This window comes from Streptomyces sp. LHD-70, assembly GCF_031157275.1.
Classification (GTDB): Bacteria; Actinomycetota; Actinomycetes; order Streptomycetales; family Streptomycetaceae; genus Streptomyces.
In genome coordinates this window covers 231,145-257,632 of the sequence record NZ_JAVIFW010000011.1, presented here as the reverse complement: position 1 = coordinate 257,632, position 26,488 = coordinate 231,145, and the positions used below count along the sequence as shown (strand labels likewise).

Sequence of the window (26,488 nt, the reverse complement as noted above, 5' to 3'; positions counted from 1 at the left end):
CATGTCGACCGTCGCACTCACCTCGCCGCCGGAGCGCGGGACCGCGGAGCCGGTCCGGGCCGGCGGGAAGCACTTCCTGCGGCGCCTCGTGGCCAACCGCCGCACGTCCGTCGCGGGCGGATTCCTGCTGGCGATCGTCCTGGCCGCGCTGTTGGCGCCGCTGATCGCCCCGCACGACTACCGCGACATCGTCGGCAGGCCGCTCACCCAGGGCGGGCTGCTGGGCATCGACGACTATGGGCGGGATGTGCTCTCCCGGCTGCTGATCGGCCTGCGGACGTCACTCGCCGTGGCTCTGTCGGCTGTCGTCATCGCTGGAGTGCTCGGCACGGTGCTCGGCCTCGTGGCCGGCTACGGCGGCCGCCTCGCGTCCGGCGTCATCATGCGCGGCATCGACATCCTGCTCAGCTTCCCGCCGATCGTCCTCGCCATCGCCGTGGTGGCCGCGATGGGGCCAGCGCTGACCAATGTCGTGATGGTCATCGGCGTGCTGTACATCCCGCGGTTCACCAGGATCGTCTACAGCCAGGTCCTGGCCATCAAGAACGTGGAGTACGTCGAGGCCTCCGAGATCATGGGCACGCGGCGTGTCACCATCCTGCTCCGCACGATCCTGCCGAACGTGGCCGCGCCCGTGATCGTGCAGCTCAGCCTCTCGGTGAGCTTCGCCATCCAGATGGAGGCCGGCCTGAGCTTCCTCGGCCTCGGCGCCCAGCCGCCACTGCCCTCGCTCGGCACCATGGTCGGCGCCGGACGCGACTTCCTCGAGGTCCAACCCACGCTCCTGGTCTATCCGTCGATCCTCATCATCCTCGTCGTCCTGGCGATGAACGTCTTCGGCGACGGGCTGCGCGATCTGCTCGACCCGCGCCGACGTGGTGCCGCCGGCTCCTGATCCGGTGCCCGAACCGCCGGGAATCCCGTACCGCCGCGAAAGGAACGCCATGGCTGCTGTCCCCCTGCCCACCACCCACCGACTCGGCGAGCTCTCCTGGACCCAGGTCCGGCAGCTGGCGGAGCAGGACCCGGTCGTCCTGCTGCCCATCGGAGCCATCGAACAGCACGGTCCGCACCTGCCCGTCCACGAGGACTCGATCGTCGCCGAATGGGTCGCCGACCGGCTGGCCCGCGAGTACGGCTACTGGGTCGCCCCGGCCCTCAACTACGGCCACTCCGGCACTTTTCGGGGCTACCCCGGCAACCTCTCCCTCAGCCAGACGACGCTGCGCAACGTCACGTACGAGATCATCGAGGCCCTCGTGGCCTCCGGCTTCCGCCGCATCGTCATCGTCGACAACAACGGCGGCAACGTCGGCCCCGTGACCGGCGCGAGCCTGGACGCCCGCCGGGACTTGGGGCTTCTCGTCGGGCACCTGTATCCCTGGCAGCTCGGCTACGCCCTGATGCGCGACGCGTACGAGGACCCGGCCACGGCGTACGGGCACGGAGCGGAGCCGGAGCACTCCGCAATGCTGGCGATGTTCCCCGAGCAGGTGCAGAGCGACCTCGCGCGGCCCGGCGGCCTGCACTCCGCCGACGGCTGGATCCCGACCAGCTACCTGGAGGCCGCCGTTCCCGGCTACGACGTGCCCGGCACCGTCTTCTGGGACTTCTCCGAGGTCAGCCCCACGGGCTGCACAGGCGACGTGAGCCTGGGCAGCGCCGAGACCGGCAAGCTCTGGATCGAGCGCGTACTCGGCTTCTGCGCCGCGTACTTGGCGGAGTACGACCGGAACACCCGTACCGCCGAGCCCGCGGAGGCGAAGTGACCGGCGCAGCGGCGGAATCGGGCGCAGGGGCCGCCCCACGCGCCCCCGTGCTCACGGTCGACAGACTGTCCGTGGACTTCCGCATCGGGGGCCACTGGGTCCCGGCCGTCGAGGAGGTGAGCTTCACCGTCGGCAGGGGCGAAGTCGTCGCGCTGGTCGGCGAATCCGGGTCCGGCAAATCGGTGAGCTCGATGTCCGTACTGGGCCTGATCGGCGGGAACGCACGGCATCGCGGCAGCATCCGCCTGCACGATACCGAGCTGCTCGGCCTCGATCACGAGGCGCTGCGAGACATCCGCGGCAAGCGCATCTCGATGATCTTCCAGGAGCCGATGACCGCGCTGAACCCCGTCTACACCATCGGCCGGCAGATCGCCGAGGCCGTCCGGTGCCACGAGGAGGTGTCCGCCGCCGAGGCCCGCACCCGCGCGATCGAGCTCCTGGTGAAGGTCGGCATACCGGACCCCGAGCGCCGGGTCGACAGTTATCCGCACCAGCTCTCCGGCGGTCAGCGGCAGCGGGCGATGATCGCCATGGCGGTCTCCGGTTCGCCCGAGGTGATCATCGCCGACGAGCCGACGACGGCACTCGACGTCACGGTGCAGGCGGAGATCCTGGATCTGTTGCGCGGCCTGCAGAAGGACCTCGGCTCCGCAGTGCTGATCATCACCCACGACATGGGCGTGGTCGCCGATCTGGCCGACCGGGTGGTCGTGATGAAGCAGGGCGCGGTGGTCGAAGAGGCCCCCGTCGCCCGGCTGTTCTCGGCACCGCAGCACGACTACACCCGCCGGCTGCTCGCCGCCGTGCCCAGGCCTCCGGTCCCGGGCACAGAGCCGCCCGTCCCTGAGCAGGAGAAGCCGACGGGCGCCACGACCCTGCGGGTGACGGAGCTCGAGGTCGAGTACCCGGGCCGGCTCGGGCGCAAGGGTTTCAAGGCCGTACGAGGCGTGAGCTTCTCCATCGACCGGGGGAAGGTCCTGGGGCTTGTCGGAGAGTCTGGTTCGGGCAAGTCCACCATCGGCCGGGCCGTGGTGGGCCTGTCCCGGGCGACCGGCGGGTCCATCGACGTGTGCGGTACGGACGTCACCCGCCTCTCCGGCCGCCGGCTGCGGGCCTTCCGGCCGACGTACTCGATGGTCTTCCAGGACCCCGGGGCCTCGCTCAACCCACGGCTGTCGATCGGGGACTCGATCGCGGCACCGATGTTGGTCAACCGCACCACGGACCAGGCCGGCGCCCGCGCCCGGGTGACGGAGCTCCTCGAGCAGGTCGAACTGTCGCCGAGCTGGGTCGAGCGCTTTCCACACGAGCTGTCCGGCGGCCAGCGCCAGCGCATCGGCATCGCCCGCGCCCTGGCACTGGAACCGGAGCTGCTCATCGCGGACGAGCCGACCTCGGCGCTCGACGTGTCGGTCCAGGCCACCGTGCTGCGGCTGTTTCGGGACCTGCAGGACCGTCTCGGCTTCGCCTGCCTGTTCATCAGCCACGACCTCGGTGTGGTCGAACTGCTCGCCCACGAGGTGGCTGTACTCCGCAACGGCGAGGTGGTGGAGCGCGGACCGGCAGGCGAGGTGCTCACCGGCCCCACTACGGACTACACCCGGCGCCTGGTCGCGGCCGCTCCGGTGCCGGACCCGGTCCAGCAGGCAGAACGCCGTCGGCTGTGGCGCGAGATGGCGGCCTGATGCCGACGGCGGGGTTCAGGACAGTCCGGTCGCCGCCTCGGACGGGAGGCGGTCGGACGTCACCTCAGGTGCGATACGACGGTGTCGTCGGGGTTGAGGTGGGTGCGCAGCGTCCCGGCGGCGCGCTCGAAGTCGTGTGCGCTCAGGGCGTTGAGCAGGCTGTTGTGCTCGTGGGTGATGATGGGCAGCCGCTCGGGCCGGATGGTCACCGCCGACACCCCGATCCGCTGGTGCCGCGGTTGGAGGCTGCGGAACAGATCGGTCAGAACGGTGTTGCCGGTCGCCCGTACGAAGCCGAAGTGGAAGCGGAAGTCGAGCTTTGCGTGCTCGGCAATCGCCTCGCGGTCACCGGCCCGGCACCGTTTCAGCCGCTCCGGGTCCTCCATTTCCGCGACCAGTTCGGCCTGTTCCGGCGGAATCGTGAGGCGCTTCCCACACAGGGCGCTGAAACCGTGGATCTCGAGAACCTGCCGCATCTCGTAGGTCTCGATCATCTCTCCGACGGTGACGCGCCGGACCTGCGCGCCGCGCCTCGGGAGCATGTCGAGGAACCCCTCGGCGGCCAGCCGGTGCAGCGCTTCGCGCACCGGCGTCCGCGACACCCCCGCCTCCTCGGAGAGGACCTTCTCCTCCACGAACGACCCCTCGGGGTAACGCCCGAGGAGGATGCCTTCCTTGACCCACTCGTAAGCCCGTTCACGCGCCGTCACCATGCGGCCTTCTTCGGCTGACACACTCCCACCTTCCTCGTATGTATACGCAGTGTATACACCCTAGGAGTCTCATGCCCTCGCGTACCACCAACTCCCCACGCTCCTACGCCGCCTGGCTGTCCGACCCCAGTTTCGCCGCAGCCGAGATCGTGGCGGCCACCGGCTACGGGGCCGTGGTGCTCGACATCGAGCACGGCGCCTTCGACCTCGCGGATCTGGAGCGCTTCGTCCCGTTCCTCCGCGCACTGGACCTCGAAGTCCTGGCCAAGGTCCTCGGGCCGGAGCGTGGACCCATCCAGCAGGCGCTCGACTTCGGGGCCACGGCCGTCGTCGTCCCGCACGTCGAGAGCGCCGCGCACGCAGAGGCCGTGTGCGCGTACGGCAAGTTCCCGCCGCTAGGCGACCGCAGCTTCGCCGGCGGCCGGACCGCGGGCTACGGCGGATTCGACGACGACTGGATCGCCCGCCAGGACCGCGAGACCCGGGTCTACCCGATGATCGAGGACGCCGGGGCGATCGAGGAGATCAAGGAGATCCTGGCCCTGCCAGTGGTCAACGGCGTCTTCGTCGGACCCAGCGACCTGTCGATGCGCCGGGACCGGGGTGCGTACACCCGTGGCGAAAGGGACTTCGCCGACCTCGCCGCCGTCGCGGACGCGGCCCGGGCCGCCGGCAAGCCCTGGGTGCTGCCGGCCTGGTCACGCGAGGAGAAGGCGTTCGCGATCGAACACGGCGCCGACCAGCTCGTACTGACCATGCAGCACGGCGCCCTGCTGGCCGGCTTCGACGCCGCGCGGGTCGAGGCCGACGAACTAGCCCGGACCGCTCAACACCCGCACCGCACAAGACCGGTTCAGCCGGACCGCACCTGACCGCCATCGCCGTGCCGCGCACGACTGGTTCAGCTGTGCCGCACGCCACCGGATCCGCCCCACGCCCCGGAAGGGAAGACACCACCATGCTCGCCACCGTCGCCCAGTTCGCTGCCGACACCGACAAGGCCGCCAACCTGGACCGGGCATCCGGCCTGATCGCCACGGCCGCGTCCCAGGGTTCGGACCTCGTCGTGCTCCCCGAGAACGCGATGTACGCCAACCCCGACCGGGCCGCCCGGATCGTAGACCGGACGGAGCCGATCGACGGGCCGTTCGCCTCGGCCATCGCGGCAATCGCCAAGGAACACAGCATCGCCGTCGTCGCGGGCATGACCGAGACGCCCACCGAGGGTTCCGACAGGGCCCGCAACACCGTGATCGCCGTGGACAGCACTGGCGAGCGACTCGGCGTCTACCGCAAGGTCCACCTCTACGACGCCTTCGGTTACCGGGAGTCCGACCGGATCGAGCCCCAGCCCGCCAAGGCGCTCACCTTCACCCTCCACGACCTCACCTTCGGGGTCATGACCTGCTACGACCTCCGCTTCCCCGAGATGGCCCGCTTCCTCGTCGATGCCGGTGCCGATGCCCTGATCGTGCCTGCCGCCTGGGTCGTCGGCCCGGCCAAGGAGGACCACTGGACCACGCTGCTGCGCGCCCGGGCGATCGAGAACACCGTGTACGTACTCGGCGCCGGCCAGACCGGCCCGATCAGCGCGGGCCACAGTGTCATCGTCGACCCGATGGGGCACCCCGTGGCGTCGGCTGGTGAAATCCCCGGCGTCGCGTCCGCCGTCCTCGACGCCGCACGCCTACGGGACGTCCGCGTGACGAACCCCAGCCTGGAGAACCGCCGCTTCACGGTGTCCATCGGCTGAATTGCCCGCGGCCCGGGGCCGGTTCGCTGACCCGGGCCGCCCTCCCGTCCATCCACCAGCGCCTCACCCGTCCGCGCTCTCCCGCCCGCCGTCACCGGCACTCCATCACCTCCCCGGCACCGGCGCGGTGTGCAAGATGCTGACCGCTTCGCGACTGACCCGCGCCGGAAGCCTGGCACGACGTCAATTCCAGGCTCAGACCTGCCAGTTCGCCTCGTACGGTTGGTCGCTCGGGACGGCTCCCGAGTCATCCCGGACCGGGCGTTCCGTACGCACATGGAAACCGCGGCCCGCACGCGGGCCAACAGCTCGTCGTACACGACCCCGGCGTTCTTCTCCGACGGTACGTCGGTCAGCTGGTGTGGTGGCGGAAACGGCGGCCCGTCGTGCGGAGGCGGCTGAGGGGGTGAAGCTTGAGCAACTGCGGGAAGTGGAGCGGAAGTAGAGGCGACGGGGGTGTTCGTCGGGTCTCACCGGCGCCGTACTAACGTCCCGTTCATGGCATCGGAAGGTATAACTCAGCAGGTCGTTCCGCAGTGCCCGCGCTGTGGCGGGAACGAGGTGCGTACGGTCGGGAAGGCGTGGTCCGGCAAGGGCTCGATGAAGAAGGACCTGGAGAATCGGCTGGCGAGAGGTCCGGCAATCAGCCACGACGGCTGCTCGCACTTCATCGAGGGTGTGATCTTGAGTCTGTCGGCCGGCGCCGGCGTCACGTTTCTCCTCGCGTGGCTCGGCGTGCAGAAGCAGCTCCTGGTGTTCACGATCGGCGGCGCGATCGCGGTCCTCGGAATCGTCTTCACCATCAAGGTCATCCGCAAGGACGGCCGGGAGCGGAAGATCCTGGAGGCCGCCCATGCGGTCGCCGACCCCCTGTGGAGCCCGGCCCACTACTGCTACGGCTGCGAGGGCGTGTTCTGCCCGGGCGGCACCCCGTGGCGGGGCGTGCTCACTCCGGAGCAGTTCAAGCTGCTGGTCTGGCGTCAGGGCCAGTACGACGACCAGCTGGGCGACAAGGCGAGGAACACGGAGATCCCGCCGGGCACGTTGATCGGCGGCTGACGGTCCGTCGAACGGCCCACCCTCACGCCCGGGGAACGCGCCGCGGCCACCTCGACCGGCACACCCGTACCCCTCCGAGCGGGGCAGCTTCAGGGGCGGAAGTCCGTACGAGTAGGGAGCTCACTCAACTCCGGTGAATGGCCAGGAGCTAGACTCAACGTCGACGTGGGCGTGTCAAAAATCCGACACCTCCGGCTCCAAGCGGGTCGTAAAAACGAGATGAGGAGATGGCGTGTCAGCCGGGACGGACATCAAGGATCCGGCAGCGCTCAGCCGTGCAGGCACCGGCGCGGGCGAGATCGCAGGACAGACGCGAAGCGCCGGCGCTCATCCGGTGGACGAGACACGCTCGGCATCCCGGGACTTCGGCACCGACAACTGGGACGGTGGGCTGGACAAGGCGCTCACCGGCCTGGCGGAGATCTGGTCGGCTCAAGTCTCCGCGCTCGTGGCCGACTGCAACAGCCTCGCCGGCCAGTGCGCCAGATCGGGAATGCTGTACCAGCGCACTGAAGTGGCGAACACACACAACATGGATTCCTTGCGGAGCGACTTCGGCTAGAGCAGGCCCTTCACCGCCGCTAGAGAGCCAGTTCGACGCACGACGCCACGGGGGAATCGCCACTCCATGCCGAAGTATGAGCAGCTGTACCACCTCAACCTCAGCAACCTCAAAGCAGCCGCTGACCGTTGGGAAGAATCCGCCACCAAGCTGAAAGGGCTGCACACCGCCTACGGCGATCAAGTGGCCCGCCCCTTCAGACAGGCCGACTGGACCCAGCCGATCCTGACGGCGGCCAAGGCCGACAACGACGTGCGCGCCGCCCAACAGCAGTACGAGAACGCCCACAAGGAAGCCAAAGGAATCGCAGGCGTTCTCACATCACTGCACACCGAGCTCAAGAAGGCCAAGGACGATCTCCACCGCCTTGCCGACGTCGAAGCCAAGGAACAGGATCTCCAGGTCAGCGCCACCGGCACCGTCACTCCGCGCAACGACCTCTCCCAGGACACCGGCGCCCGCCACGACCCGGATGGCCAGGCCGCCATCCGCGAACAGCATGAGATCTGCGAGGCATTCGCCCGCCGCATGGAACGCGTTCTGAAGCGCGCCGCCGAGGCCGACGAGACTGCCTGCTGGGCCCTGCGCCGTGATCTCGGCAAGAGCAGAAGCGACTTCAACTCCAAGGTCGTCACCTCCCTCACCGACGCCGACGCAACCCGTGCGGCGGAGTTGAAGAAGAAGGGCGCCGGTAGGAAGCCCGAGGGGTGGGTTGCCGAAGGCGAGGGCGAAGCATCCGGGCCCGGTGCCGACGCCTCGACCACCGGACCGAACGCCGCGAGCGGCAAGCTGGCCGAAGCTGAAGCGCACGCCGACCTCGGCCGCGCGAGCGCGGAGGGCTCGCTCACCAACGGCCCGATGAAGCTCGCCGGCGAGGCTGAAGCCTATGCGGGCGCCAAGACCTCCGCGGCCGGCGGCATCACCAATGAAGGCATCAAGGGCGAGGCGACTGCGTTCGCGGGCGCCGAAGCCTCGGCCAAGGGCACCGCCGACGCCGGCCCCGTCGGGGTGTACGGACGGGCGGAGGCCAAGGCTGGTGCCGAGGCCGGTGTCAGCGCCGGGGCCGGCCTCGACGGGCTGCACGCGGGCGCGGAAGCGTTCGCCGGGGCGAAGGCAGCCGCTGCGGGTGGCGCGGACCTCGGCGGCATCGGGGCGGGCGGAACGGTCGAGGGTTGGGCCGGAATCGGCGCCGAGGCCGAGGCAACGCTTGGCAAGGGCGAGGATGGCAAGTGGCACATCGGCGCCAAGGCAGGTGCTGCCGTCCTGCTCGGCGGCGAGCTGGGCTTCGAGGTCACCGTTGATCCGGGGAAGATCGCCGATACTGCGAGCGATGCGGCCAATGCCGTTGGTGATGCGGCTGACTGGGTCGGTGACGGGGTCGGCAGCCTGTTCTGACTCACGCTCCCCGCAGGCCTACTGACGTAGGCACACCGCCACAGTAAGGAGGGCCCGAAATGGCCACGACCCTGCCCGTGCCGATCGAGTTCGGACTGCCGGAAAGCTGGCACGCCGCACCACCGGACGAAGTCGGTGCACCAGGCGCGGCGTTCATCGCGCTCTACCCGCAACCGGACGCGGGCTTCACCGCGAACATCACGATCGACGGTGAGTACCGTCCCGACGCGGCGACGTTGCCCGAGATCGCCCACGAGTCCGTGGAACGCCTGCGTCAGGCCGACGCGACGGTCAACGTCACCTCAAGCCGCGAGATCGGCTCTGCGGACGCACCGGGACTCACCCAGACACTGGCCGTCGCAGCCGTCGTCGGTGGGGTGTCTCGCGACCTCGTCCAGTCCCAGGTGTACCTGTCCCTGCTGGATGTCGCCGATCCGGGAAAGCGAGCGGTGATCCGCCTGGTCCTGACATCCACCGCGGCCCAGCACCACGAAGTCCTGGACGACTTCCAGGACTTTGTGCGCACGGTCCGTCCGGACACAGGCGCAGCCTCCTAAGCACGCCCCCGGCGGCACCTCACACCGACAAACCCACTCCCCGTAGGTTGATCTCATGGGACTCTTCGACAAACTCACCGGAACCAAGCGCCCCGCCGACGGCACCGCCGCGCGATCCGCGGCCGAGGTGCATGCGGCCCTGCTGGGCCTCAACCAGCCTGACGCCCCATACGTCATCAGGGACGGCCGCGAGGAGGGCGCAGATCTGGTGGCCGAGTGGCGCATCCTGGATCCGGCTTGGCAGACCTTCTTCGTCCGCACCCAAGTGAGTCGAGTGTTCCAGGTACGCATGCGTCTGGTTCCGGAGAACAACGAAGTGCGTTCCCTCGATCAGCAATACGAGGTCACGTGGGTCGGAAACACGCCCAGCCTCGCCATCTCGGCTGAGGTCCAACGCGGCCAGGTACGGACGGTCTCCAAGCGCTGGACGCTGGGCGGCGGCGAAGACGGCAACACCGGAGCCACCGAGACGTTCCACTTCGACAGCTCCGACCTGAAGAACCCCCTGCAGGACACCGTCCTGGGCGCGGGATGGACCTGGCGCGGAGTCATCACCGGCAAGCTGTGACGCACGACAATTGCGCCGACAAGGCCTTTCCCACAAACGCTGCCACTCCGTCACAGGGCAAGCCGCCTGACCTACTTCTTGGACTCCGTCCCGCCGTCCTCACCGACCTCTCGGCGCCGGCCCAGGAAACTCTTCCCCATGGGACCTTCACACCCCGGACAATGGCCCATGCTGGGTGGACGACTGCCGATCCGCAGGCTGTGATCTGAGGATCGGCAACTGCATGAGGGCTCAGCTCTTGGGAGAGTCGTCGACCTTAAAGTCCATGTCGACCCTGCCGTCGGTGACGGACTTCGCAGTGACCGTCAAGCCGTACGCCTGGCCGTCCGCTGTCAGTGTGCAGCGCACAGTCTCACTGACCTCGGCTTTCAGGGCCTCGTCGCAGGTGACGTCGTCGGGCTCCCGGCCGACCTGCTTAGCCAGGGCCTTTGAGGCCTTCTCTGCAACCTCTTCCTTGCTCACCGTCTCGGGCGAGCTACCGACGCTGAACGAGCAGCCCGCACAGAGCATCATCGCCAGCACCCCCACCGCTGCCCTAGCCGCTATCCGGCCCTTTACCGCCTGCTGCACTGCGCTCCCTTGGTCGAGTGTTCATGACACGCCCTTGACACGCGGGAATCTACCAGCCAGTGGTGTCGGCGTGAGGTCTCAGGACTTCCTTGACGGTTCGTCGTCAGGAGATGCTTGGCGGTCTTTCTGGGTGCCCACGCCTTTGACGTAGAGCCGACTGATCGGGCCGGTGTTCTTCCGTGGTCTGACGGCGAGTTTGTCAACGGCCTCTTGATCGTGGCTCTTCGGCACTTTCCGTGAAGCCGATCAACTGGCGAGCAGGATGCGGCGCTTGAGGAGGTCGATCCGGCACGTCCGTAGTGCTGACGTTTGAGCATCTTGATCCGGTTGACGTGTCCTTCGACGGGGCCGGAGTTCCAGGGGACGGTCAGGCCGGCGGCGACGGCTGCGAGGTCCTTGCGCACGCCGTTCGCGAAGACGTGCAGTTCCTTGAGTTCACTCTGCTCGACTTCCTCGAGCCAGTCGACGAGGCGGTGGCCGTCGCGGCCTCGCAGGATCGTGGTGAAGCTGCGAGCGAGACGGTTCGTGGCAGCGATGTACTCGCAGCGGTCGCAGAGGTCCTTGAGGTGTTGCCGGGCGGTCTCGCTCTGGTTCTCCGGCTGTCCGATGATCCAGCGCACCACATCCGCCACGGGCAGCGGAGGTGTCGACGTGGACGACGGCTTCGTGCTGTCGCCGAGGGAGTTGAGGAAGCGACGGACGGTCTTGCGGGAGCCGGTGTAGCCGCGAGCGGCGATCTCGTCGCGCAGGATCTGCGCGTTGTCGCATCCTTCAGTCCAGCGAGCGAGCAGGTAAGGCTAGTGCGCGTCCAGGTTGGTGCGGCGACGCGGTCGGGGCCGGATGAGTTCTTCCGGGGAGGCAGCGCGCGCGTAACGGCGCACGGTGGTGCGGTCGTAGCCGGTGATCTGACTGATCGTGTCGATCTTCATGCCCCTCGCGTACAGGGGGTGGATCTGTTGCCACCGGGCTTGGGTGTTCTCCTCGGAGCGCGTGACCACGGGCCGTTCGCGCTCGGCACCAGGGTCCGGATCGGGCAGGGGTCCAGGTGGCTGGAGGCAGGGACGATGACGGCGGATCGCCTTCTCGACGGCGGTGGCCAGGTTGTGCAGGACGTGCCATCTGTCGGCTACCTGCGGGACCCCGGGCAGGGCCCGTTGGGCACCTTCGGCGAACGACCCGCCACGGTCCCGGCAGATGGTGCGGACATGATCACGGTTCTGGAGCCACGCGGCGAACGTGTCCGCCGTGTGGTCGGGCAACACATCCACGGGGCGACGCGAGCGCATGTCGATGAGGATCGTGCCGAACTTTCGGCCGCGCCGGAAGGCGAACTCGTCGATGCCGAGGACCTCGACCGCGGGGACCGCCGGCAGCTCCAGGCGCCCGATCAGCCGCAGGAGTGTGGAGCCGCTGACCGGCATGGCCAACCTTGTCGCAAGGCGTTCACCAGCTGCCCCGCCGAGTATCAATGCCACTTGCTCCAGGGCCCGTTGGAAGTGCACGGTGCGTCGTCCGTAGCGGAAGGTGAGGCCCTCGACCTGTTCGGCGAACGTCTGCTTCCCGCAGTCGCTGTTGTCGCAGAGGAAGCGACGGACCTGCAGGTTGATCACCGTGGGCTGCCCGCCGACCGCCGTGTCCGCAGGTCTTCGCATGTACCGGCTGTGGATCCGCCTCGCAGACATCCCGCACCCGGGACACCTCGCCGTTGGCACCGTGCATCTCGCGGTGAAGCGTACGGAACTGCCGCTCCTGACCAACTCATCGATGGTCACATCGGATAGGTACGGAAACAGGACTTTCAGCAGGCCACAGGCATGATCCCCACCCAGGAGGGCTACCCCAACCGCTTCACAGAAAGTGCCGAAGAGCCAGTTCGAAATGACCGTTGACAGGTCCGAGCGCAACAGCTTGAGAAGCCAAGGGCGAGATCCAACATCGTGACCTTCAGGCGCCGGCGCTTGTTCCACATACGGGCCGTCTGCGTCGGCCTCGGCCGCCTTCTCCTTCGGCCCGTGACCGGAGGACCTCAGGGCCGGAAGTGGCTTGGCAGCAGCGCAGCACACCGGTGAAAGCTCGTACCTCACGCAGCGCGCACCGGGTCACGGGGCCGAGCGCGCACGCGTTGAAGGGACGAGACTGTTGAACCCCAACCACCGCGACAAGCACCAGGCCGGGGCCCGCCGCCGAGTCCAGGGCGGTACTTACGAAGCCCACCTCGACGACATCCGGCGAGACGTCTCGAACACCGTGACCGTGTCGAGGACGAGTACTTCGCGCCGAACGCGCTGCACGCCAACGCTCCTGTTCCCTCGGAACTTCCGCTGCTGGTGCGCCACCACGTCAACGAGATCAACCAGTACTTCAACGAGGTGCTCGGGCACGCCTACCAGCCGGACACCTACGCGGAGTGGGCACGGATCGTGCTGTACCCGCTCACCGACGCACTGGAACACCAGCACCTGACGATCGGCACGATCACCGCGCACCTGCAGGCCAACAACATCTCGCCGGACCGGACCCGCGTGTACCTGCAGGTGCGCACACACAAGGACGTCGACATGTTCGCCACCAAGAAGGCGAAGGAGCACCTCGCCGGCCTCGTGGGGGAGCCAGTGTCAGGCGCACGACCTTCCCGCGCATGTTCGGCCAGCTCATCGTCAAGAATCCGGATACCGATCTGCACGACACCATGGAAGGGCTGCTCGCCTCCATCTACAGCAACTACCCAGAGGACGAGCAGGCCTTCGACTGCCTGCCCGACCCCATCAAGGCCGTCGCTCTGCAGGCTGCGTCCGTCTCACTCGTCCGGGCCGCGAACGGCGACGACACCTGCATTGCGACTGACTGAACACAGGATGGCACTACTGCAGTTGCTCATGGCCGTGGCTCGTCGAGGTACTGGTCGGCCCAGGCGCTGATGATGTGCGCGGCCCGCTGCGCCTGCCCCCGCGCGGTCAGCAGGTGGTCCGCCCCTTCGAGTGAGATGAAGCTGCGCGGATGCCGGGCCTCCTGGAAGATTTCTGCGGCGTTGTCGATGTCAACGGTGGAGTCGGTGGGGGAGTGCGCGACGAGGAGCGGAAGGTTCAGCTCACCGATCCGGTCGCGCAGGTGTGCTTTGCGGACGTCCTCGACGAAGGCGCGCTTGAGGACGAGGGTGCGCCCGCCGACGAACCACTGGTGAGAGCCGTCGCTGAGCACGCGGTCCAGGACCGAGTCGTACTGCCGCTCGACGTGGCTGGGGTCGACGGGCGCGGCGATCGTGGCCAGCGCGCGCAGGCCGGGGATCTCGCGGGCGGCGGCGAGGGCAGCGGCGCCTCCCCAGGAGTGCCCCACCAGCAGGTCCACGGGGGTTCCGCGCTCGGCCATGAAGGCTGCGGCGCGGATGGTGTCCTGGACCTTGACGGTGAAGGACCCGTCTCCCCAGTCGCCGTCGGAGTCGCCGATGCCGAGGTTGTCGAAGCGCAGCGTGCCGATGCCTTCGCGGGCCAGCTGCTTGCTGACACGAGAGGCGGCCGGCGAGTCCTTGCCGAGGGTGAAGCCATGCGCGAAGAGGCCCCAGCCCCGCACCTCGCCCTCCGGCAGGTCGATCACCCCGGCCAGTTCGGGGCCGACGACGCTGGGGAATCTCACTTTTTCGTTCATCTGTGGTGCTCACCTAGGCAGGAACTGATCGGGGACAGAGGCGAGAGTGACACCTGCCGGTGCCACCGTGGAGCGACGAGCAGCATGCCACGCGCTGCACGTCGCGTCCCACCAACGACATCTGAGTGCAGTCGGTCGGGAAGGCTCGACCGGATGTCGTTCGGGGCGAACGAGCGGCCGACGACCCCGGAGCGGTTCGCAGGCGGACGGGATCGTGCTGGTCCCTTCCGCCCGCCCGAAGGCACGGGAAGCTTTCGACGTGCCGGTGGTGGAGATGATGCGCGCTTCCGGTCGGTCCCGAGTGGACAGCGTCCAGTGCGCCGAGGACGACGGATCAGCGAACCTGATCAACCACCTGAGGTCACTGGGGCACGAACGCATCGCCGTCATCGCAGGCGACCTGCAGTTCAGCAACGCCCGCGAACGCGTCGCCGCAGCTCGCGCCGCACTGGGAGAGAACGGGCTGCCCGACTGCTACGTCATGGCACGCGAGCACACGCCGATGTGGGGAGCTGAAGCGTTGCGGCGCCTGATGGGCCTGGACCCGGCCCTGACCGCGGTGTTCGCCTCCAGCGGCGACCTCGCGCTCGGGGTGCTGCACGAAGCCAACCGCCTGGGCCTCGATATCCCCGGCCAGTTGTCCTTGGTCGCGTTCGGCAACACCGACTGGTTCGAGATCTGCCGGCCACCGGTCACCGCCTTCGCCCACCCCATGCACGAGATCGGCATGATCACCGCACAGGTGCTGTTGTCCAGGATCAACGGCGACAGCTCTGCGGAGCCGTCCCGGATCCGAGTGGAAGGCCGCATGATCCTCCGTGAATCAACGGCACCTCCTTCAAGCTGATCGGCGATCAAGAGTTCCGGGCTCCCGCGATGCGCGACCATCCTGGGAGGGCTGCTCTCCTTCCCTGGCGCCTCTCGACCGGGATTCTGAGCGGCCTGTCAGCCAGGCGGCTCCTACGCAGGGGGCTTTGCGTTCGCTGGATGACTGGGGCACCGGTCGCGCGGTGATCGCGTGGTAAAGCGGGTGAGGCAGGTCGAACTGTCGTGCCGGTTCCTCGCTTGATCGAGTGGGGGCGGTTCCCTGAAGCGATCACGGTCCATGTGGAGGTGGGCTTCGGCGTGCTCGCAGTCCTGCCGTCCGATGGCGACGATCCGGGCCCGCTCGGGCTGGTACGCGGGCAGGCAGGCCGTGAGGGTTTCCGGTGTTGAGGCGACCTAGGCGAGGGAGTCGCCCTGCTCTCGCTTGTCCTGGTCGTAGCCGATGGCGCGCACGCGTACGGGCCGATGTGCTGCAGGAGGTCGAGGGGGAGTTGGGCGTAGACGTCGATCCAGGCGGGTGGGGTGACGCCGGCGGGGAAGCTCGTGGTGCCCGATGAGGAGAGGGGCCGCCCCCGGTGTGAGAGAAGCGGAGCGGCCCCGTGGGCTGGAGACTTCACCTGGTGGGTGGGGAACCGACGAAATCCGGCCCGCCTGGTAACGAAAATTGGGAGACATGGTCACCGGGCGGGGGTCGCGTGGAACGGCTCTGGTGTGGCTGTGTGCGGCCCCGGCCCCGGCGGCAGCACACAGTTCGGCGACCCTGTCAGAGAGGTCCGGCGGCATGCCCGCATCCGGCGCGGCGCGGGGGATGAGGACGACGCCGCCGCTGGGATCCAGCCGGGCCAGCGGAGGTTCGCCGAGTTGACGGGCGAGCCTGAGCAGCACACGGCGAAGTTTCCGGGTGCCCGCGGCGAGGCGATCAGTCTCGCCGCCGAGCAGTTCCTGCGGGTGGTCGGCGAACCGCAACGCGAGGACGACGTGCGCCTTGGTGAGGCGGATGCCATGGATGTCCGCCAGCGACTGGGCGGGCCGGCCGGCGAGCAGCGCCGCGGTCACCTCGCGGGTGCGTGGTTCCTGCTCCGGGTGGCGGCCTTCCAGATAACCCGTCGTCGCTGCGTCCACCAAGGCGAACCAGTACCGGAACAGCCGGTCGCCCACCGTTTCCAGTGTGGCTGGCGCCGACGTCTCCAGTTCCTGCACAAGCGCCTGCCAGGCGGTACGCGCCAGGACCTGTTGTCCCCACAGGACGGTCCGCAGATCCATGCCCTCTTCGGCTCGGCGTGCGGCGTTCTCACGGAAAAGTTCGAGTTCCCGCGCTGACGGGGCCCGGCGTTCGGCGAGAGCCAGGGCGAACCCTCGCAGGAAGTGCCTGGCGGCCGCGGCGACCTCGAGATCCAGCTCCTCGGGATGCTTGCTGGGATCGGGAAGTACCGCAGTCGCGTAGACATCGACGACCTGGCGCGCGAGTACGTCGACGCGATGTGTCAGGCGCTCGGCGGCCGCCACCGCGGCTGGGGGCACCGGCTCCCAGCGGACCGCATCGGGCCGCTCGGCCTCGCCGTCGTGCACCCGCTCACCCTCCCGCCGGACTCACCGATGGCCGGTGCGAGTCATCCGGCTCGCTCAGCTCGGCTCCTGTGGCCGAACACTACGCGGCAGGCTGGTGACGAGCCCGAGCACGCCGACGACCAACAGCACCCCGAGCGCACGAGCGCTCGGCGCCGGCCGGTCACGGGCGGCAGCGGCACGCGATTCTCTGCAGAGAATCACGGTGCCTGGTGCGCGACGAGGCCGTGCAGACAGCCCTCAGGTGGCCGCGGCCGGCGGCGCTGGGTGTCGGACGGCTTTCTTCACGGCCATCTCGAGTTCATAGCGGTCGGTTCCCGTGGCGTGTTCACTGATCGCGCGCTGTACAGCAACCGCGGCCTCGGCATTACCCACGACGACACCGGGCTGCCTGGGTCCCGTGTCGTACGGTGCGATGTCGCGGCCCCACTGTCCGCAACGGATGTCACCGAACCCGGCGGTGCCGCCGGTACGGCCGAAAGATCTGAACCAATACCGGGAATCAGGCCGCGACGAGCTCCTGCTCGCGGTCCGGCGTCTTGATCTTGGGCTTCTTGTTCGGCAGCGAGAGCCGGAAGACCTTGCGCCAGGCGGAGAACACCTGCTTGGGCAGCGGCCCGGTGACGTACTCCAGCTCGTACTTTTCGAACAGCGCGCGCACCTTCACCGCGACTTCGGCGTACCGGTTGCTCGGCAGGTCCGGGAACAGGTGGTGCTCGATCTGGTGCGACAGGTTGCCGGTCATGAAGTGCATGGCCTTGCTGCCGCTGATGTTCGCCGAGCCCATCATCTGGCGCAGGTACCACTGGCCGCGCGTCTCGCCGTTGATCGACCGGCGCTCGAAGACCTGCACGCCCTCGGGGAAGTGCCCGCACATGATCACCGAGTGGGTCCAGAGGTTGCGTACCAGGTTCGCGGTGAACGTGGCGGCGAGCGTGGTGAGGAACGACGGGCCCGAAAGCAGCGGGTGGATCACGTAGTCCTTGAGCACCTGCTTGCGGATCTTGCGGCCCACGGCCTTGGCCCGCGCGCGGAACTCGGGGTTCTTACGGCGGCGCTTGTGCAGGTTCTTGCCGAGCTCCAGGTCGTACGCTGCGATGCCGTACTCGAAGAAGCAGGCGTTGATGAAGTTCCACAGCGGCTGGCCGAGATGGAAGGGGTGCCACTTCTGGTCCTCGTCGACGCGCATGATGCCGTAGCCGAGGTCGTTGTCCTTGCCGATCACGTTGGTGTACGTGTGGTGCAGCTCGTTGTGCGAGTGCTTCCACTGGTCGGCCGGCGAGACGTGATCCCATTCCCAGGTGGTGGAGTGGATCTTCGGGTCCCGCATCCAGTCCCACTGGCCGTGCAGGATGTTGTGGCCGATCTCCATGTTGTCCATGATCTTCGCCACGGACAGCCCGGCGGTGCCGAGCAGCCACGCGGGCGGGAAGAACGAGAACAGCAGCACACCCCTGCTGACCAGCTCGAGCTTGCGCTGCGCCGAGATGACCTTACGGATGTACGCGGCGTCCTTCTCGCCGCGGTCGGCGAGCACCTCGTCGCGGATCGCGTCCAGCTCGCGGCCGAGCTCCTCGATCTGCTCCGCGGTCAGGTGGGCGGTGGGGTCGATGGCGGTCAAAGTGCTTCCTACCGTTCGATGTCGCAGGGGCCCGCCGCGGCGGACACACAGGTCTGGATGAGGACGCCCGGATCGGCCTCGGTGATCTCGCCGGTGCGCAGGTCGCGGACGGCACCCGCCTTGAGCGGCGTGACGCAGCCGAAGCAGATGCCCATGCGGCACCCGGAGGGCATGAGCACGCCGGCCTCCTCGCCGACGTCCAGCAACGGCGTGGCGCCGTCCGCGTCGACGCTCTTGCCGGTGGCACTGAACGTGACCTCGCCGCCGTCGCCGGCGACGACGATGCTGGGGCGGAAGCGTTCGGTGTGCAGGCGCTCGTGTACGCCGTGCTCGGTCCAGTGCGCTTCGGCGGCGTCGAGCAGGCCCGCGGGCCCGCAGGCCCAGGTCTCGCGCTCGGCCCAGTCGGGCACGAGTTCGTCGAGACGGGCGATGTCGAGCATGCCGTCTGTGTCGGTGTGTACCTCGGTGAGCCGCAGCTTCTTGTCCGCGACCAGGTCGTGCAGTTCGTCGCGGAAGATCACGTCTTGCGGCCGCGGCGCGCAGTGGACCATGGCGGCGTCGTCGAACTCGGTGTCGCGCAGCATGCCCATCACGGGCGTGATGCCGCTGCCGGCCGTCAGGTAGAGCACCTTGGCGGGCTTGGCCTGCGGCAGCACGAAGTCACCGGTCGGCTGGTCGAGCTGGATCAGCGTGCCTGGTTCCGCCCTGCGGACCAGGTGGTTGCTGACCTTGCCGTCCGGGATCGCCTTCACGGTGATCGTGACGCGGCCGTCCTGCCGGTTCGTCGGCGAGGTGATGGAGTAGGCACGCCACAGGCGCACCCCGTCGACGTCGACCCCGATCCGCACATACTGACCGGCCGTGTGACCGCGCCAGCCCCGTCCCGGCCTGATCACGACAGTCGCGGCGTCACCCGTCTCGGGGTGCACGGCCTCGATGCGCCCACGCAGGTCAGCGCCCGCACGCAGCGGGCTGACCAGGTCGAGGTAGTCCGACGGCAGCAGCGGCGTCGTGACCATCTCCAGCAGTTTCCACGCCCTGCTGCTTAGGGCTGCACTCGTCATGGCCCCAGCTTGCTGCGCCTCAAGGCGTAAAGTCCTGACCGTAGGACGTGAATCTGATCGGCAAGATTGTTCGCAAGGAACAAGAACGTGAGCCATGTAACACGGAGGGCCAGCGAACTGGCCCTGGATGAGACGACGGTCACCGCGCTTCGGGCCGCATTGAAGACCACCGCCGACGAGGTCGTCCAGGCGATCATCGACGAGGTCCCTCCCTACGCCAACGCCCTTTCGGGCCGCATGGGCGGCACCATCCGTCGAGCCGTCCGCACCGCTCTGGGGCACTACCTGGACCTCGCGAGCGGGAACGCCACCGGCGGCGACGCCGGCGACGCAGCCTACGAGCTGGGCCGCGGCGAGGTGCGCGACGGCCGTTCGATGGACGCCCTGCTCAGCGCCTACCGCGTCGGCGCCCGCGTGGCCTGGCGATGCCTGGCAGCGGGTGCCGTACCCGCAGGTCTGCCCGCCGCCGAGGTCGCCAAGTTCGCCGAGCTGACCTTCGCCTACATCGACGAGCTCTCCGCCGCGAGCGCCGCGGGCCACGCCGACGAACTCGCCGCCCGGGGCAGGGCCCACGAGCGCCACCTGGAACAGCTGGCCCGCGACCTCCTCGCCGGCGCGAGCCCGGAGGTGCTCCTTGCCTCTGCCCAACGGGCGGGGTGGCAGCCTCCGGTTTCGCTGACCGCGGTCCTGCTGCCCGCCACCCAGGCCTGGCCTGCCTACCGCACGCTCGACCCGAGCACCCTCGTCCTCGACGATCTGCCGGACGCCACCGGTGTGCTGCTCGTCCCCGACGCCGACCGATCACATCTCTTGCGGCAGCTGACCGACCGCACCGCCGTGGTCGGCCCGGCCCGGCCATGGACCCGTGCATCCGCCTCGTACGCACGAACCGTACGCGCGCGCTCCCTCTCCTCTGACATCCGCGACACCGAGGACCACCTGCCCGAGCTGGTGCTGAGCGCCGACGCGGACGCGTTCGCAGACCTGCGGGCCCGAGCCCTCGCACCGCTGCGGACCTTGCCTGCCGCGACCGCACGGCGCCTTGAGGAGACGTTGCGGGAGTGGCTGCTGCACCAGGGCAGACGGGACGAGGTGGCGGCGGCGCTGTTCGTCCATCCCCAGACAGTCCGGTACCGGATGTCGCAGGTGCGGGAGCTGTTCCCGGATCTCGCATCGCCACACCGGGTCCTTGAACTGACGCTGGCGCTCGGCCTTCGGGCCGGCTGACGCGCACTTCGACCGCCCCCGACCGCGTCCGCGAGCGGCCCAGGAGGCGGCGGTCACAGCAAGGCGCGGGGGCGGCTCGGTCGCGGCGGCCTGGTCCTCGATGGCGGGCATGTCCTGGCCGTCATCGTCGTACGGGCTCGGGCGGCGGTGTACCTGTGCCCGACAACTGGGAGGACCTGCTCGGTGGTTGGGAATCGCTCCGACAGGGCTACCCCGCCGGGGACCAGGACGAGACGGTACGGGACTGCGCCCGCCGGCTAGACGAAACGGCATCGGCAGCGGGCGCGGTGTCGGGATCGGGGCCGCAGGGCGATCTTGTGCTGTTCTGGACCTTGGGCCTGCTGCATGTCGCCCCCTATGTGGCATTCGGCAACCCCGGCCCGGGAGTCGAGGACGAGGTCGTCGCCGTACTACGCCGGGCCGCGCGCCGTGACGAAGGCCAGTCGTGCGAGCACGCCTGGCATCCGCACGACGTCGAGGTGGACGATGTGCTCGAGTACCTTCCCGAGGACCTGCTGCTGAGCTCCCCGGTGGAGGAGGTCCTCGACGGCCTGCTTCCCGAGGACCTGCTCTCCACGTACTACCTGGATGAACTTGAGGACGAGGAGACCGAGCCCGCGAATCTCTCCGGGCCGGAGATCCTCGCCCGCTGGCAATGCCCGCGTACCGCACCGGGATTCGCCCGTGCAGCCCTCGACTACCTGGGCGCAACGGTCCGCTGAGGGCGACGACTCCTCGGGGGCGAGTAGTGGAGCGGTCGGGCAGCCCCGGCTCCCCGACCTGCGCACGACCACCTACAGGGTGGGGACGTATCGCTGTACCTCACTGGCCACGTGTTCGGGCGTACGCCGACATCTTCAGGTGGGCAGGCTGCGGCAGAGGGTTTGGAAGCGGCTTCTGGGCCGGGGGCTTCGGGGTGGTGTGAGGCCCGGTGACAGGTACTCATTGAGCCGGATGATGTTCGTTCCGGCAGCGGTCAGTACGTGTTGGACATGGGTTCTGGCCATGCCGCGGTAGCGGCAGTTCCGCAGGCCGTGGGCATGAACGGTTTCCGAGACCGTGGCCTCGCAGCCGGCACGAATCGCATATCGGCGACGCCACGCGACTGTCGTCTGGTCTGCTCTGGCCATCGTCTGAATCTCCTGAAGAGGCTGCGGCATCAGGAAGACGTGGCGGCCCTTGCCCTCGGCATTGCCGGTGCATTTGAGCCGGTCCGCGCATTCGCGGCAGGCTTTGCGTGGGAAGAGGACGGAGAGCCGGGGGTGGCCGTCGCCGAGTGTGGGTTTCCATGGCGGACTCGTCACGCCGTTCGGGCAGGTCAGTGTGCGGGCTTGCCAGTCGATGTGGAAGTCCTTCTTGGCGAAGCCGGGCCGTTTGCCGGCCTGTGGGTCATCACGGACTGGCCCGAAGAGCGGGATGTCCCATTGCTGGGCGGCGTGGTGAATGCTGTCGGGCGAGATGTATCCGCTGTCGACGACATGTTCAGCAGGCTGGAATCCCTGCGCACTCAGGCCCTGGTGGATGCGGTCGAGGGCATCGATGTCCTGCTCGGGCGCCGGCCGGGTGGTCACCTGGACGATCACGTTGGGACCGGTCTCGTCGCAGGTCTCGGTCTGGTGGTCGCGGTAGCCGATCCAGTCCCGCTGCCCGGCGGCGGTGACCTTCTGGCTGTAGCGGGCCTCGGAATCGTGCGCAGTGACAATCTCCATGCCTGACCACGGCACTCGTGCCGAGGCGGGATCGGGCCGGCCGTCCGCCGATGCCTTTCTCGTGTTGCGCCGTTCGGTCGTCCTGCGGCTTGCCCGGTCCCGACTGGATTTCGGTCCCCGCCACCGCAGTCGGCCGTCCTCGTCGATCCAGTACTGCTGGACCCAGACCTGCCGCAGGACCTCAACGGCGGGCAGAACCCGCAGTCCGGGTGGGGCGTCGGCGTCATGGACAGCTCGCAGGATGTGCATGCCGTCCTCGCCGACCCGCAGGACGTAGGCGATCAGGGCATCACCTCCCCCGAGGAAGCCGGTCATAGCGGACCGGGCGGCCATAGCGGTCACCCCAGTCCCCGGTGACGAGTGCGGCCAGCCCTTCCTCGCCGTGCACCACGAGCTCTTCCAAAGCCACCCGCAGGGTCTCGGCGACCAGTTCACCCCGATTTCAGCCGACGGACTGCCGCCAGCACGTGAGTCGAGTCAGTGCGGACCCTGCCGCGGCGGTTGACCAGGCCCGCGGCCGCAAGACGTTCAACCATCACAGCCAGCAGCCGGTCTGCGCGGTCCCCTTCAGCCAGCCGGTCACGGAACTCGCTCAGCACCGAGAAGTCGAAACCCGCATCGTCCAACTCCAGGCCCAGGCAGTACTTCCAGTCCATGCGGCACCGGACGGCCTCCGCCGCCTGCCGATCGGTCAGATTCTCCGTGTACTGCAACACTGACACCAGCGCGAGCCGGGCCGGCGACAGACCCGGGCGCCCGTCCGCCGGATACCAGACAGCAAAGTCCTCGTCCACGAACAACTCGTCCAGCCGGTCACGCATCCACATCGCTGCCGTGCCCCGCGGATTGCTCGCCCGGGCCATCTTCACAGTCAGCGGCGGAACCACCCGACCCGAACCACACCCCCTTGCCATCCCGGCCCCCTCCGACCGGCAGAACTACCCCGCTCGACAACAGCAGCACACCGACCGCCAGCACGAACAGCATGCCGCAGTGGTTTCACCCCACCGAGCGAAGATCACCAATAGCACCCTCTTTCCGTGAAGCGGACACACGCTGTTCAGTGACGTCGGCCGCTGAGATGATCACTGCTCACCCAGCGTTGAGGAGTCGGGGCCCCAGATGAGTAGCTGGTCGCCAGAGGTAGATGAGGTGTTGGAGGCGTCGGGATGGACGCCTGGACGGAAGGTGGACACGGCTCGCTGGCGATCCATGTTCGAAGCAGTCGGCCTCGTCATGCACGACGCTGCGGAAGCCTTACTGCAAGAGTTCGGCGGTTTGACTGTGAACGTCAGCGGGCCAGGGATCAGCTGCGCGCGCACGCCGTTCGAGCTGGATCCCGAGCTGGCCTGGGGCGAAGATGACCGCTTCACGGAGTGGGGCGAAGCGATCGGGCGCCATCTGTACCCGCTCGGCGAGCTGGACCACGGCCGGTTCTTTCTGGGCATCGATGAAGTGGGTGTGATCTATCTCGTCGAGACCCGGGTTGCCAGCTTCGGACCGATGCCTCAGGCCATGGAGAGCTTGGTTCTCGGCGTGGCTCCTCGCCGAATCGATGAGGGGTACGAGCCAGTGGTACAGCAGTCCTGACGCGTCGGTCACCCGTAGAGCAGTACTCGCTTGCGGAGGAGCGGGAATCCGGCTTGGCCGAACATCTGCCGTTTGAGCATCTTGATCCGGTTGACGTGCCCTTCTACGATCCCTGAGTTCCAGGGCAGGGTGAGGCCGGCGATGGCAGCGTCGCGGTCGCGGTCGATACCGGCGGCGAGGGTGTGGAGGCCGGGCAGGTTGTCGTTGCGGACGGCGTCGAGCCACTCGGGTAGCCGCTGGCCTTGCCGCTCGGTGAGGATCTCGGCGAAGGACCGGACATGTCCGGTGAGTGCATCCAGTTCAGGGCAGTGGACCAGGACGGGCTTGAGGCGGAGCTGTTCCGCCTCGGTGAGGGTGTCGGGGTGGCGGAGGATCCAGCCGGCGACCGTGCGAGGGGAAGGCGGCGGTGCAGTGACCGGATCTGTCGAGAGACGCTTGGCGCGGAAGTAGGCACGAACTCGCTGGTAGCTGCCCTTGTAGCCGAGCGGCACGATCTCCTCCCACGCCTTCCAGGCGTTGGAGGAGCCTTGGTTCCAACGATCGTCCAAGTAGGGCTTGTACTCATCGAGTACGGAAGGGCGCCCCTGCCACTGGCCGCGGAAGAGATCCTCGGGCGCGGTGGCGTCGGCGAGGAGCTTGACGGTGCGGTACGTCATGCCGAGTTGGCGTTGGATCGCGCGGCGGCTGTGGCCGGCGGCGAGCAGCGCGTGGACGGCCGCATGGTTGGCCCGAGTCCGGTCGGCGAACCGGTGGCCGGTGGGCCAGGGCGAGCCAGAGCTGTCCGTGCGGGCATCGGGCTCCTCAACCGGGCTGGGTGGCTCGGGCGCCGTGCCTCGTAGGCAAGCTCGGTGATCGGCGACGCACCGTTCAGCGGCCTCGCCGAGGTTGTGCCAAAGATGCCACCGGTCGGCAACCTGGACCGCCTGAGGCGCCCCGGCTGTGGCACCTTCCGCGAAGAACGGAGCTCGATCTCGGCAGACGACCTCGATTCCTGGGCGCTTCGCCAGCCACTTGGCCAGGGTGGACGCCTCCCGGTCGGGCAACAGATCAACCGGCCGTCGGGTCTCGACATCGACCAAAACCGTCCCGTAGACGCGGCCCTTGCGCATGGCGTACTCATCGACGCCGACCACCCGCGGGGCCGGCGTCTCCGGGTCAGGCAACGCGTCGAGCAACCGCAACACCGCGCTGCGGCTGACGGACACCCCGAAGGCCCGCGCCATCCGAGCGCCGGCCCGGCCAGCGAGGGCGAGACCGACCGCGGCAAGCGTCGAACGCAACCGCTCGGTCCACCTGCAGTGCCGCCGGGTCAGCCCTGACATCTGCTCGACGAACGTCCGCCGGCCGCATGAAGCGTCCGGGCAGAAGAACCTGCGGACCCGAAGGCGGAGAACCACCCGCCGTCCCGCACTGGGTACGTCGGCGGGAAACCGGAGGTAGGAGCTGTGTATTCGGCTCGATCGGCTCCCACAGTCAGGACACGCTGCCCCAGCCGCCGTACTTCGGGCCCCGATGTTTATCGCCTCGTCGTTCACGTCCACCGACAGCACCGCCACGTCCGCGATGGACGGGAACAACAGCTCCTCCAGCCTGAGCAACGTCTCTTCCACGACGCCGCACTGTCGGCCACACCAAGATCGGCACTGGTCATTTTCAGGCAAGTTCCCGAAAGCCGATCCGAGCGTCAGTCGTCACTCAACGTGCGCGCTTCACGGAAAGCGAGCCAGAACCGAAGTTCGGACACCGGGCGCCCCAAGGTCTGCGGGCACTCAGCAGACCGTTTCGTCGAGGTGGGCGTTGACCGCGCTGGGCGGCGTCGGCGGGGTAGCGCCACCCGCGCTCGCTCTCTATGCGGGCGTGGAGCCGTGCCCGGATCACCTGTCCATCGGGCAAGAGGAGGAGGACGAGCGGCGGGGGACGGCGGGGACTCAGGCAGCCTCCGATGCTGGGCACCTGGCGCGGAACGGCCCCGGACCGCGCCCGTTCCGTGCCTCGCGTACGACGCTCCCGAAAGAGTCTGCAAGAGGGATGTAAAGAGAATCCCGCCCCGCTGACTCTCTATCTATGAACGGCCACCGCGCACCACCGAAGCGCTCAAGGGCCGGACGAGATAAGGAGGTTGAGCATGGAGCTCGCCGGTTCCGCATTTGCGTTCCTGGTCGCCGTGGCCCCTGGGATCAAGGCATGGTTGGACAGTGTGGCGGTACGCAACCGGGCCCAGGCCCGCGTCGAGATCATCCGCGCGCGGCGCATGTCCAAGTCGCCCGGCGTAAAGCCTGACGGTCCGGCGCAGGAGGGAGAGAGGCGATGACGGAGCAGGAGTCGACCGCGTCCGGTGAGGACCTCTACCGCCGCTACCACCGCGGCCTGACCATCCGGGCCCGAAACCTCCTGCGCGCGTACGAGATCCCGCCGTCCGTAGCCTCGGAGGACGACATCGTCCAGACCGTCTTCGCCAAGGCCCTGGCGCGCGGGGGCATCCGGCACCCGAGCGCCTATCTGCGGACCGTCCTCGATAACGAAGTCGCCGCGATCGCCAGCCGCCGCGCCCGCCACGACCAGGTCATAGCCGATCGGGCAGCACCGGATTCGCTCCGGCTCGAGAGTGAG

Annotated in this window: 27 protein-coding genes; 16 read left to right on the top strand and 11 right to left on the bottom strand. The window is 68.4% G+C overall.

Going from position 1 to position 26,488, the window contains the following annotated elements:
* Position 1 precedes the first annotated feature (1 nt).
* Genes RCO28_RS23270 through RCO28_RS23260 form a run of 3 tightly spaced genes read left to right on the top strand, consistent with a single transcriptional unit; the run spans position 2 to position 3,457 of the window.
* Entirely contained in the window at positions 2-895 is an 894-nt protein-coding gene (locus tag RCO28_RS23270) for an ABC transporter permease (protein ID WP_308943141.1), read from the top strand.
* A gap of 49 nt (positions 896-944) precedes the next feature.
* Positions 945-1,769: a creatininase family protein gene (locus tag RCO28_RS23265; RefSeq protein ID WP_308943140.1), complete on the top strand. Its 825-nt coding sequence runs from the start codon at positions 945-947 to the stop codon at positions 1,767-1,769.
* Positions 1,766-3,457, top strand: coding sequence for an ABC transporter ATP-binding protein (locus tag RCO28_RS23260; RefSeq protein WP_308943139.1), 1,692 nt, complete (start codon positions 1,766-1,768; stop codon positions 3,455-3,457). Before RCO28_RS23265 ends, RCO28_RS23260 begins: the two co-directional genes overlap by 4 nt.
* A 59-nt stretch (positions 3,458-3,516) precedes the next feature.
* Here RCO28_RS23260 and RCO28_RS23255 read toward each other — a convergent pair whose 3' ends face one another.
* The gene (locus tag RCO28_RS23255; RefSeq protein ID WP_308943138.1) at positions 3,517-4,191 is read right to left on the bottom strand and encodes a GntR family transcriptional regulator; all 675 of its coding nucleotides are present in this window, start codon (positions 4,189-4,191) and stop codon (positions 3,517-3,519) included.
* Between the two features lie 50 nt (positions 4,192-4,241).
* On the opposite strand from RCO28_RS23255, the gene RCO28_RS23250 reads away from it, so the two are divergent.
* From RCO28_RS23250 to RCO28_RS23220, 7 genes are all read left to right on the top strand, one after another.
* Positions 4,242-5,042, top strand: a complete 801-nt coding sequence (locus tag RCO28_RS23250) for an aldolase/citrate lyase family protein (RefSeq protein WP_308943137.1) — start codon at positions 4,242-4,244, stop codon at positions 5,040-5,042.
* Positions 5,043-5,128: 86 nt separating this feature from the next.
* Positions 5,129-5,923: a carbon-nitrogen hydrolase family protein gene (locus tag RCO28_RS23245; RefSeq protein ID WP_308943136.1), complete on the top strand. Its 795-nt coding sequence runs from the start codon at positions 5,129-5,131 to the stop codon at positions 5,921-5,923.
* Positions 5,924-6,421: 498 nt separating this feature from the next.
* Entirely contained in the window at positions 6,422-6,982 is a 561-nt protein-coding gene (locus tag RCO28_RS23240) for a hypothetical protein (RefSeq protein WP_308943135.1), read from the top strand.
* Between the two features lie 232 nt (positions 6,983-7,214).
* Positions 7,215-7,544, top strand: a complete 330-nt coding sequence (locus RCO28_RS23235) for a hypothetical protein (RefSeq protein WP_308943134.1) — start codon at positions 7,215-7,217, stop codon at positions 7,542-7,544.
* 66 nt (positions 7,545-7,610) lie between these two features.
* A complete protein-coding gene (locus RCO28_RS23230) occupies positions 7,611-8,939 on the top strand; it encodes a hypothetical protein (protein WP_308943133.1) in 1,329 nt (442 codons plus the stop codon).
* Positions 8,940-8,998: 59 nt separating this feature from the next.
* On the top strand, positions 8,999-9,496 hold the full coding sequence (locus tag RCO28_RS23225; RefSeq protein ID WP_308943132.1) for a hypothetical protein: 498 nt from the start codon (positions 8,999-9,001) through the stop codon (positions 9,494-9,496).
* Between the two features lie 55 nt (positions 9,497-9,551).
* Positions 9,552-10,064 carry a hypothetical protein gene (locus tag RCO28_RS23220; protein ID WP_308943131.1) on the top strand — a complete coding sequence of 171 codons (513 nt, stop codon included), beginning with the start codon at positions 9,552-9,554 and terminating at the stop codon, positions 10,062-10,064.
* A 231-nt stretch (positions 10,065-10,295) separates the two neighbouring features.
* Here the strand turns inward: RCO28_RS23220 and RCO28_RS23215 are convergent, their stop codons facing one another.
* The 3 genes from RCO28_RS23215 to RCO28_RS23205 form a co-directional block, all read right to left on the bottom strand.
* Complete coding sequence (locus tag RCO28_RS23215) at positions 10,296-10,634, bottom strand: DUF4333 domain-containing protein (protein ID WP_308943130.1); 339 nt, start codon at positions 10,632-10,634, stop codon at positions 10,296-10,298.
* On the bottom strand, positions 10,619-11,266 hold the full coding sequence (locus tag RCO28_RS23210; RefSeq protein WP_308943129.1) for a transposase: 648 nt from the start codon (positions 11,264-11,266) through the stop codon (positions 10,619-10,621). The genes RCO28_RS23215 and RCO28_RS23210 overlap by 16 nt, the downstream gene beginning before the upstream one ends.
* Before the next feature lie 165 nt (positions 11,267-11,431).
* Positions 11,432-12,406, bottom strand: a complete 975-nt coding sequence (locus tag RCO28_RS23205) for an ISL3 family transposase (protein WP_308943203.1) — start codon at positions 12,404-12,406, stop codon at positions 11,432-11,434.
* Positions 12,407-13,272: 866 nt separating this feature from the next.
* On the opposite strand from RCO28_RS23205, the gene RCO28_RS23200 reads away from it, so the two are divergent.
* Positions 13,273-13,482, top strand: a complete 210-nt coding sequence (locus RCO28_RS23200) for a hypothetical protein (protein ID WP_308943128.1) — start codon at positions 13,273-13,275, stop codon at positions 13,480-13,482.
* Between the two features lie 26 nt (positions 13,483-13,508).
* Here RCO28_RS23200 and RCO28_RS23195 read toward each other — a convergent pair whose 3' ends face one another.
* Positions 13,509-14,276 (bottom strand): alpha/beta fold hydrolase, encoded by a 768-nt coding sequence (locus RCO28_RS23195; protein WP_308943127.1) that lies wholly within the window; start codon positions 14,274-14,276, stop codon positions 13,509-13,511.
* Positions 14,277-14,322: 46 nt separating this feature from the next.
* On the opposite strand from RCO28_RS23195, the gene RCO28_RS23190 reads away from it, so the two are divergent.
* Positions 14,323-15,123: a LacI family DNA-binding transcriptional regulator gene (locus RCO28_RS23190; protein ID WP_308943126.1), complete on the top strand. Its 801-nt coding sequence runs from the start codon at positions 14,323-14,325 to the stop codon at positions 15,121-15,123.
* Between the two features lie 374 nt (positions 15,124-15,497).
* On the opposite strand, the gene RCO28_RS23185 is transcribed toward RCO28_RS23190, so the two are convergent.
* The 3 genes from RCO28_RS23185 to RCO28_RS23175 form a co-directional block, all read right to left on the bottom strand.
* Positions 15,498-16,670, bottom strand: a complete 1,173-nt coding sequence (locus RCO28_RS23185) for a hypothetical protein (protein WP_308943125.1) — start codon at positions 16,668-16,670, stop codon at positions 15,498-15,500.
* 499 nt (positions 16,671-17,169) lie between these two features.
* The gene (locus RCO28_RS23180) at positions 17,170-18,288 is read right to left on the bottom strand and encodes an acyl-CoA desaturase (RefSeq protein WP_308943124.1); all 1,119 of its coding nucleotides are present in this window, start codon (positions 18,286-18,288) and stop codon (positions 17,170-17,172) included.
* An 8-nt stretch (positions 18,289-18,296) separates the two neighbouring features.
* Positions 18,297-19,352, bottom strand: a complete 1,056-nt coding sequence (locus RCO28_RS23175; RefSeq protein WP_308943123.1) for a ferredoxin reductase — start codon at positions 19,350-19,352, stop codon at positions 18,297-18,299.
* A gap of 87 nt (positions 19,353-19,439) precedes the next feature.
* Here RCO28_RS23175 and RCO28_RS23170 point away from each other — a divergent pair, with 87 nt between their 5' ends.
* Positions 19,440-20,579, top strand: coding sequence for a helix-turn-helix domain-containing protein (locus tag RCO28_RS23170; RefSeq protein ID WP_308943122.1), 1,140 nt, complete (start codon positions 19,440-19,442; stop codon positions 20,577-20,579).
* Positions 20,580-20,734: 155 nt separating this feature from the next.
* The gene (locus RCO28_RS23165; RefSeq protein ID WP_308943121.1) at positions 20,735-21,301 is read left to right on the top strand and encodes a hypothetical protein; all 567 of its coding nucleotides are present in this window, start codon (positions 20,735-20,737) and stop codon (positions 21,299-21,301) included.
* A 135-nt stretch (positions 21,302-21,436) separates the two neighbouring features.
* Here RCO28_RS23165 and RCO28_RS23160 read toward each other — a convergent pair whose 3' ends face one another.
* Positions 21,437-22,603 (bottom strand): transposase, encoded by a 1,167-nt coding sequence (locus RCO28_RS23160; protein ID WP_308943120.1) that lies wholly within the window; start codon positions 22,601-22,603, stop codon positions 21,437-21,439.
* Positions 22,604-22,719: 116 nt separating this feature from the next.
* Positions 22,720-23,151: a transposase gene (locus tag RCO28_RS23155; protein ID WP_308943119.1), complete on the bottom strand. Its 432-nt coding sequence runs from the start codon at positions 23,149-23,151 to the stop codon at positions 22,720-22,722.
* Positions 23,152-23,410: 259 nt separating this feature from the next.
* On the opposite strand from RCO28_RS23155, the gene RCO28_RS23150 reads away from it, so the two are divergent.
* Positions 23,411-23,878, top strand: coding sequence for an SUKH-3 domain-containing protein (locus RCO28_RS23150; protein WP_308943118.1), 468 nt, complete (start codon positions 23,411-23,413; stop codon positions 23,876-23,878).
* A gap of 8 nt (positions 23,879-23,886) precedes the next feature.
* On the opposite strand, the gene RCO28_RS23145 is transcribed toward RCO28_RS23150, so the two are convergent.
* Positions 23,887-25,488, bottom strand: a complete 1,602-nt coding sequence (locus RCO28_RS23145) for an ISL3 family transposase (protein WP_308943117.1) — start codon at positions 25,486-25,488, stop codon at positions 23,887-23,889.
* A gap of 515 nt (positions 25,489-26,003) precedes the next feature.
* On the opposite strand from RCO28_RS23145, the gene RCO28_RS23140 reads away from it, so the two are divergent.
* The gene (locus RCO28_RS23140) at positions 26,004-26,189 is read left to right on the top strand and encodes a hypothetical protein (RefSeq protein WP_308943116.1); all 186 of its coding nucleotides are present in this window, start codon (positions 26,004-26,006) and stop codon (positions 26,187-26,189) included.
* Positions 26,190-26,488: the final 299 nt, after the last annotated feature.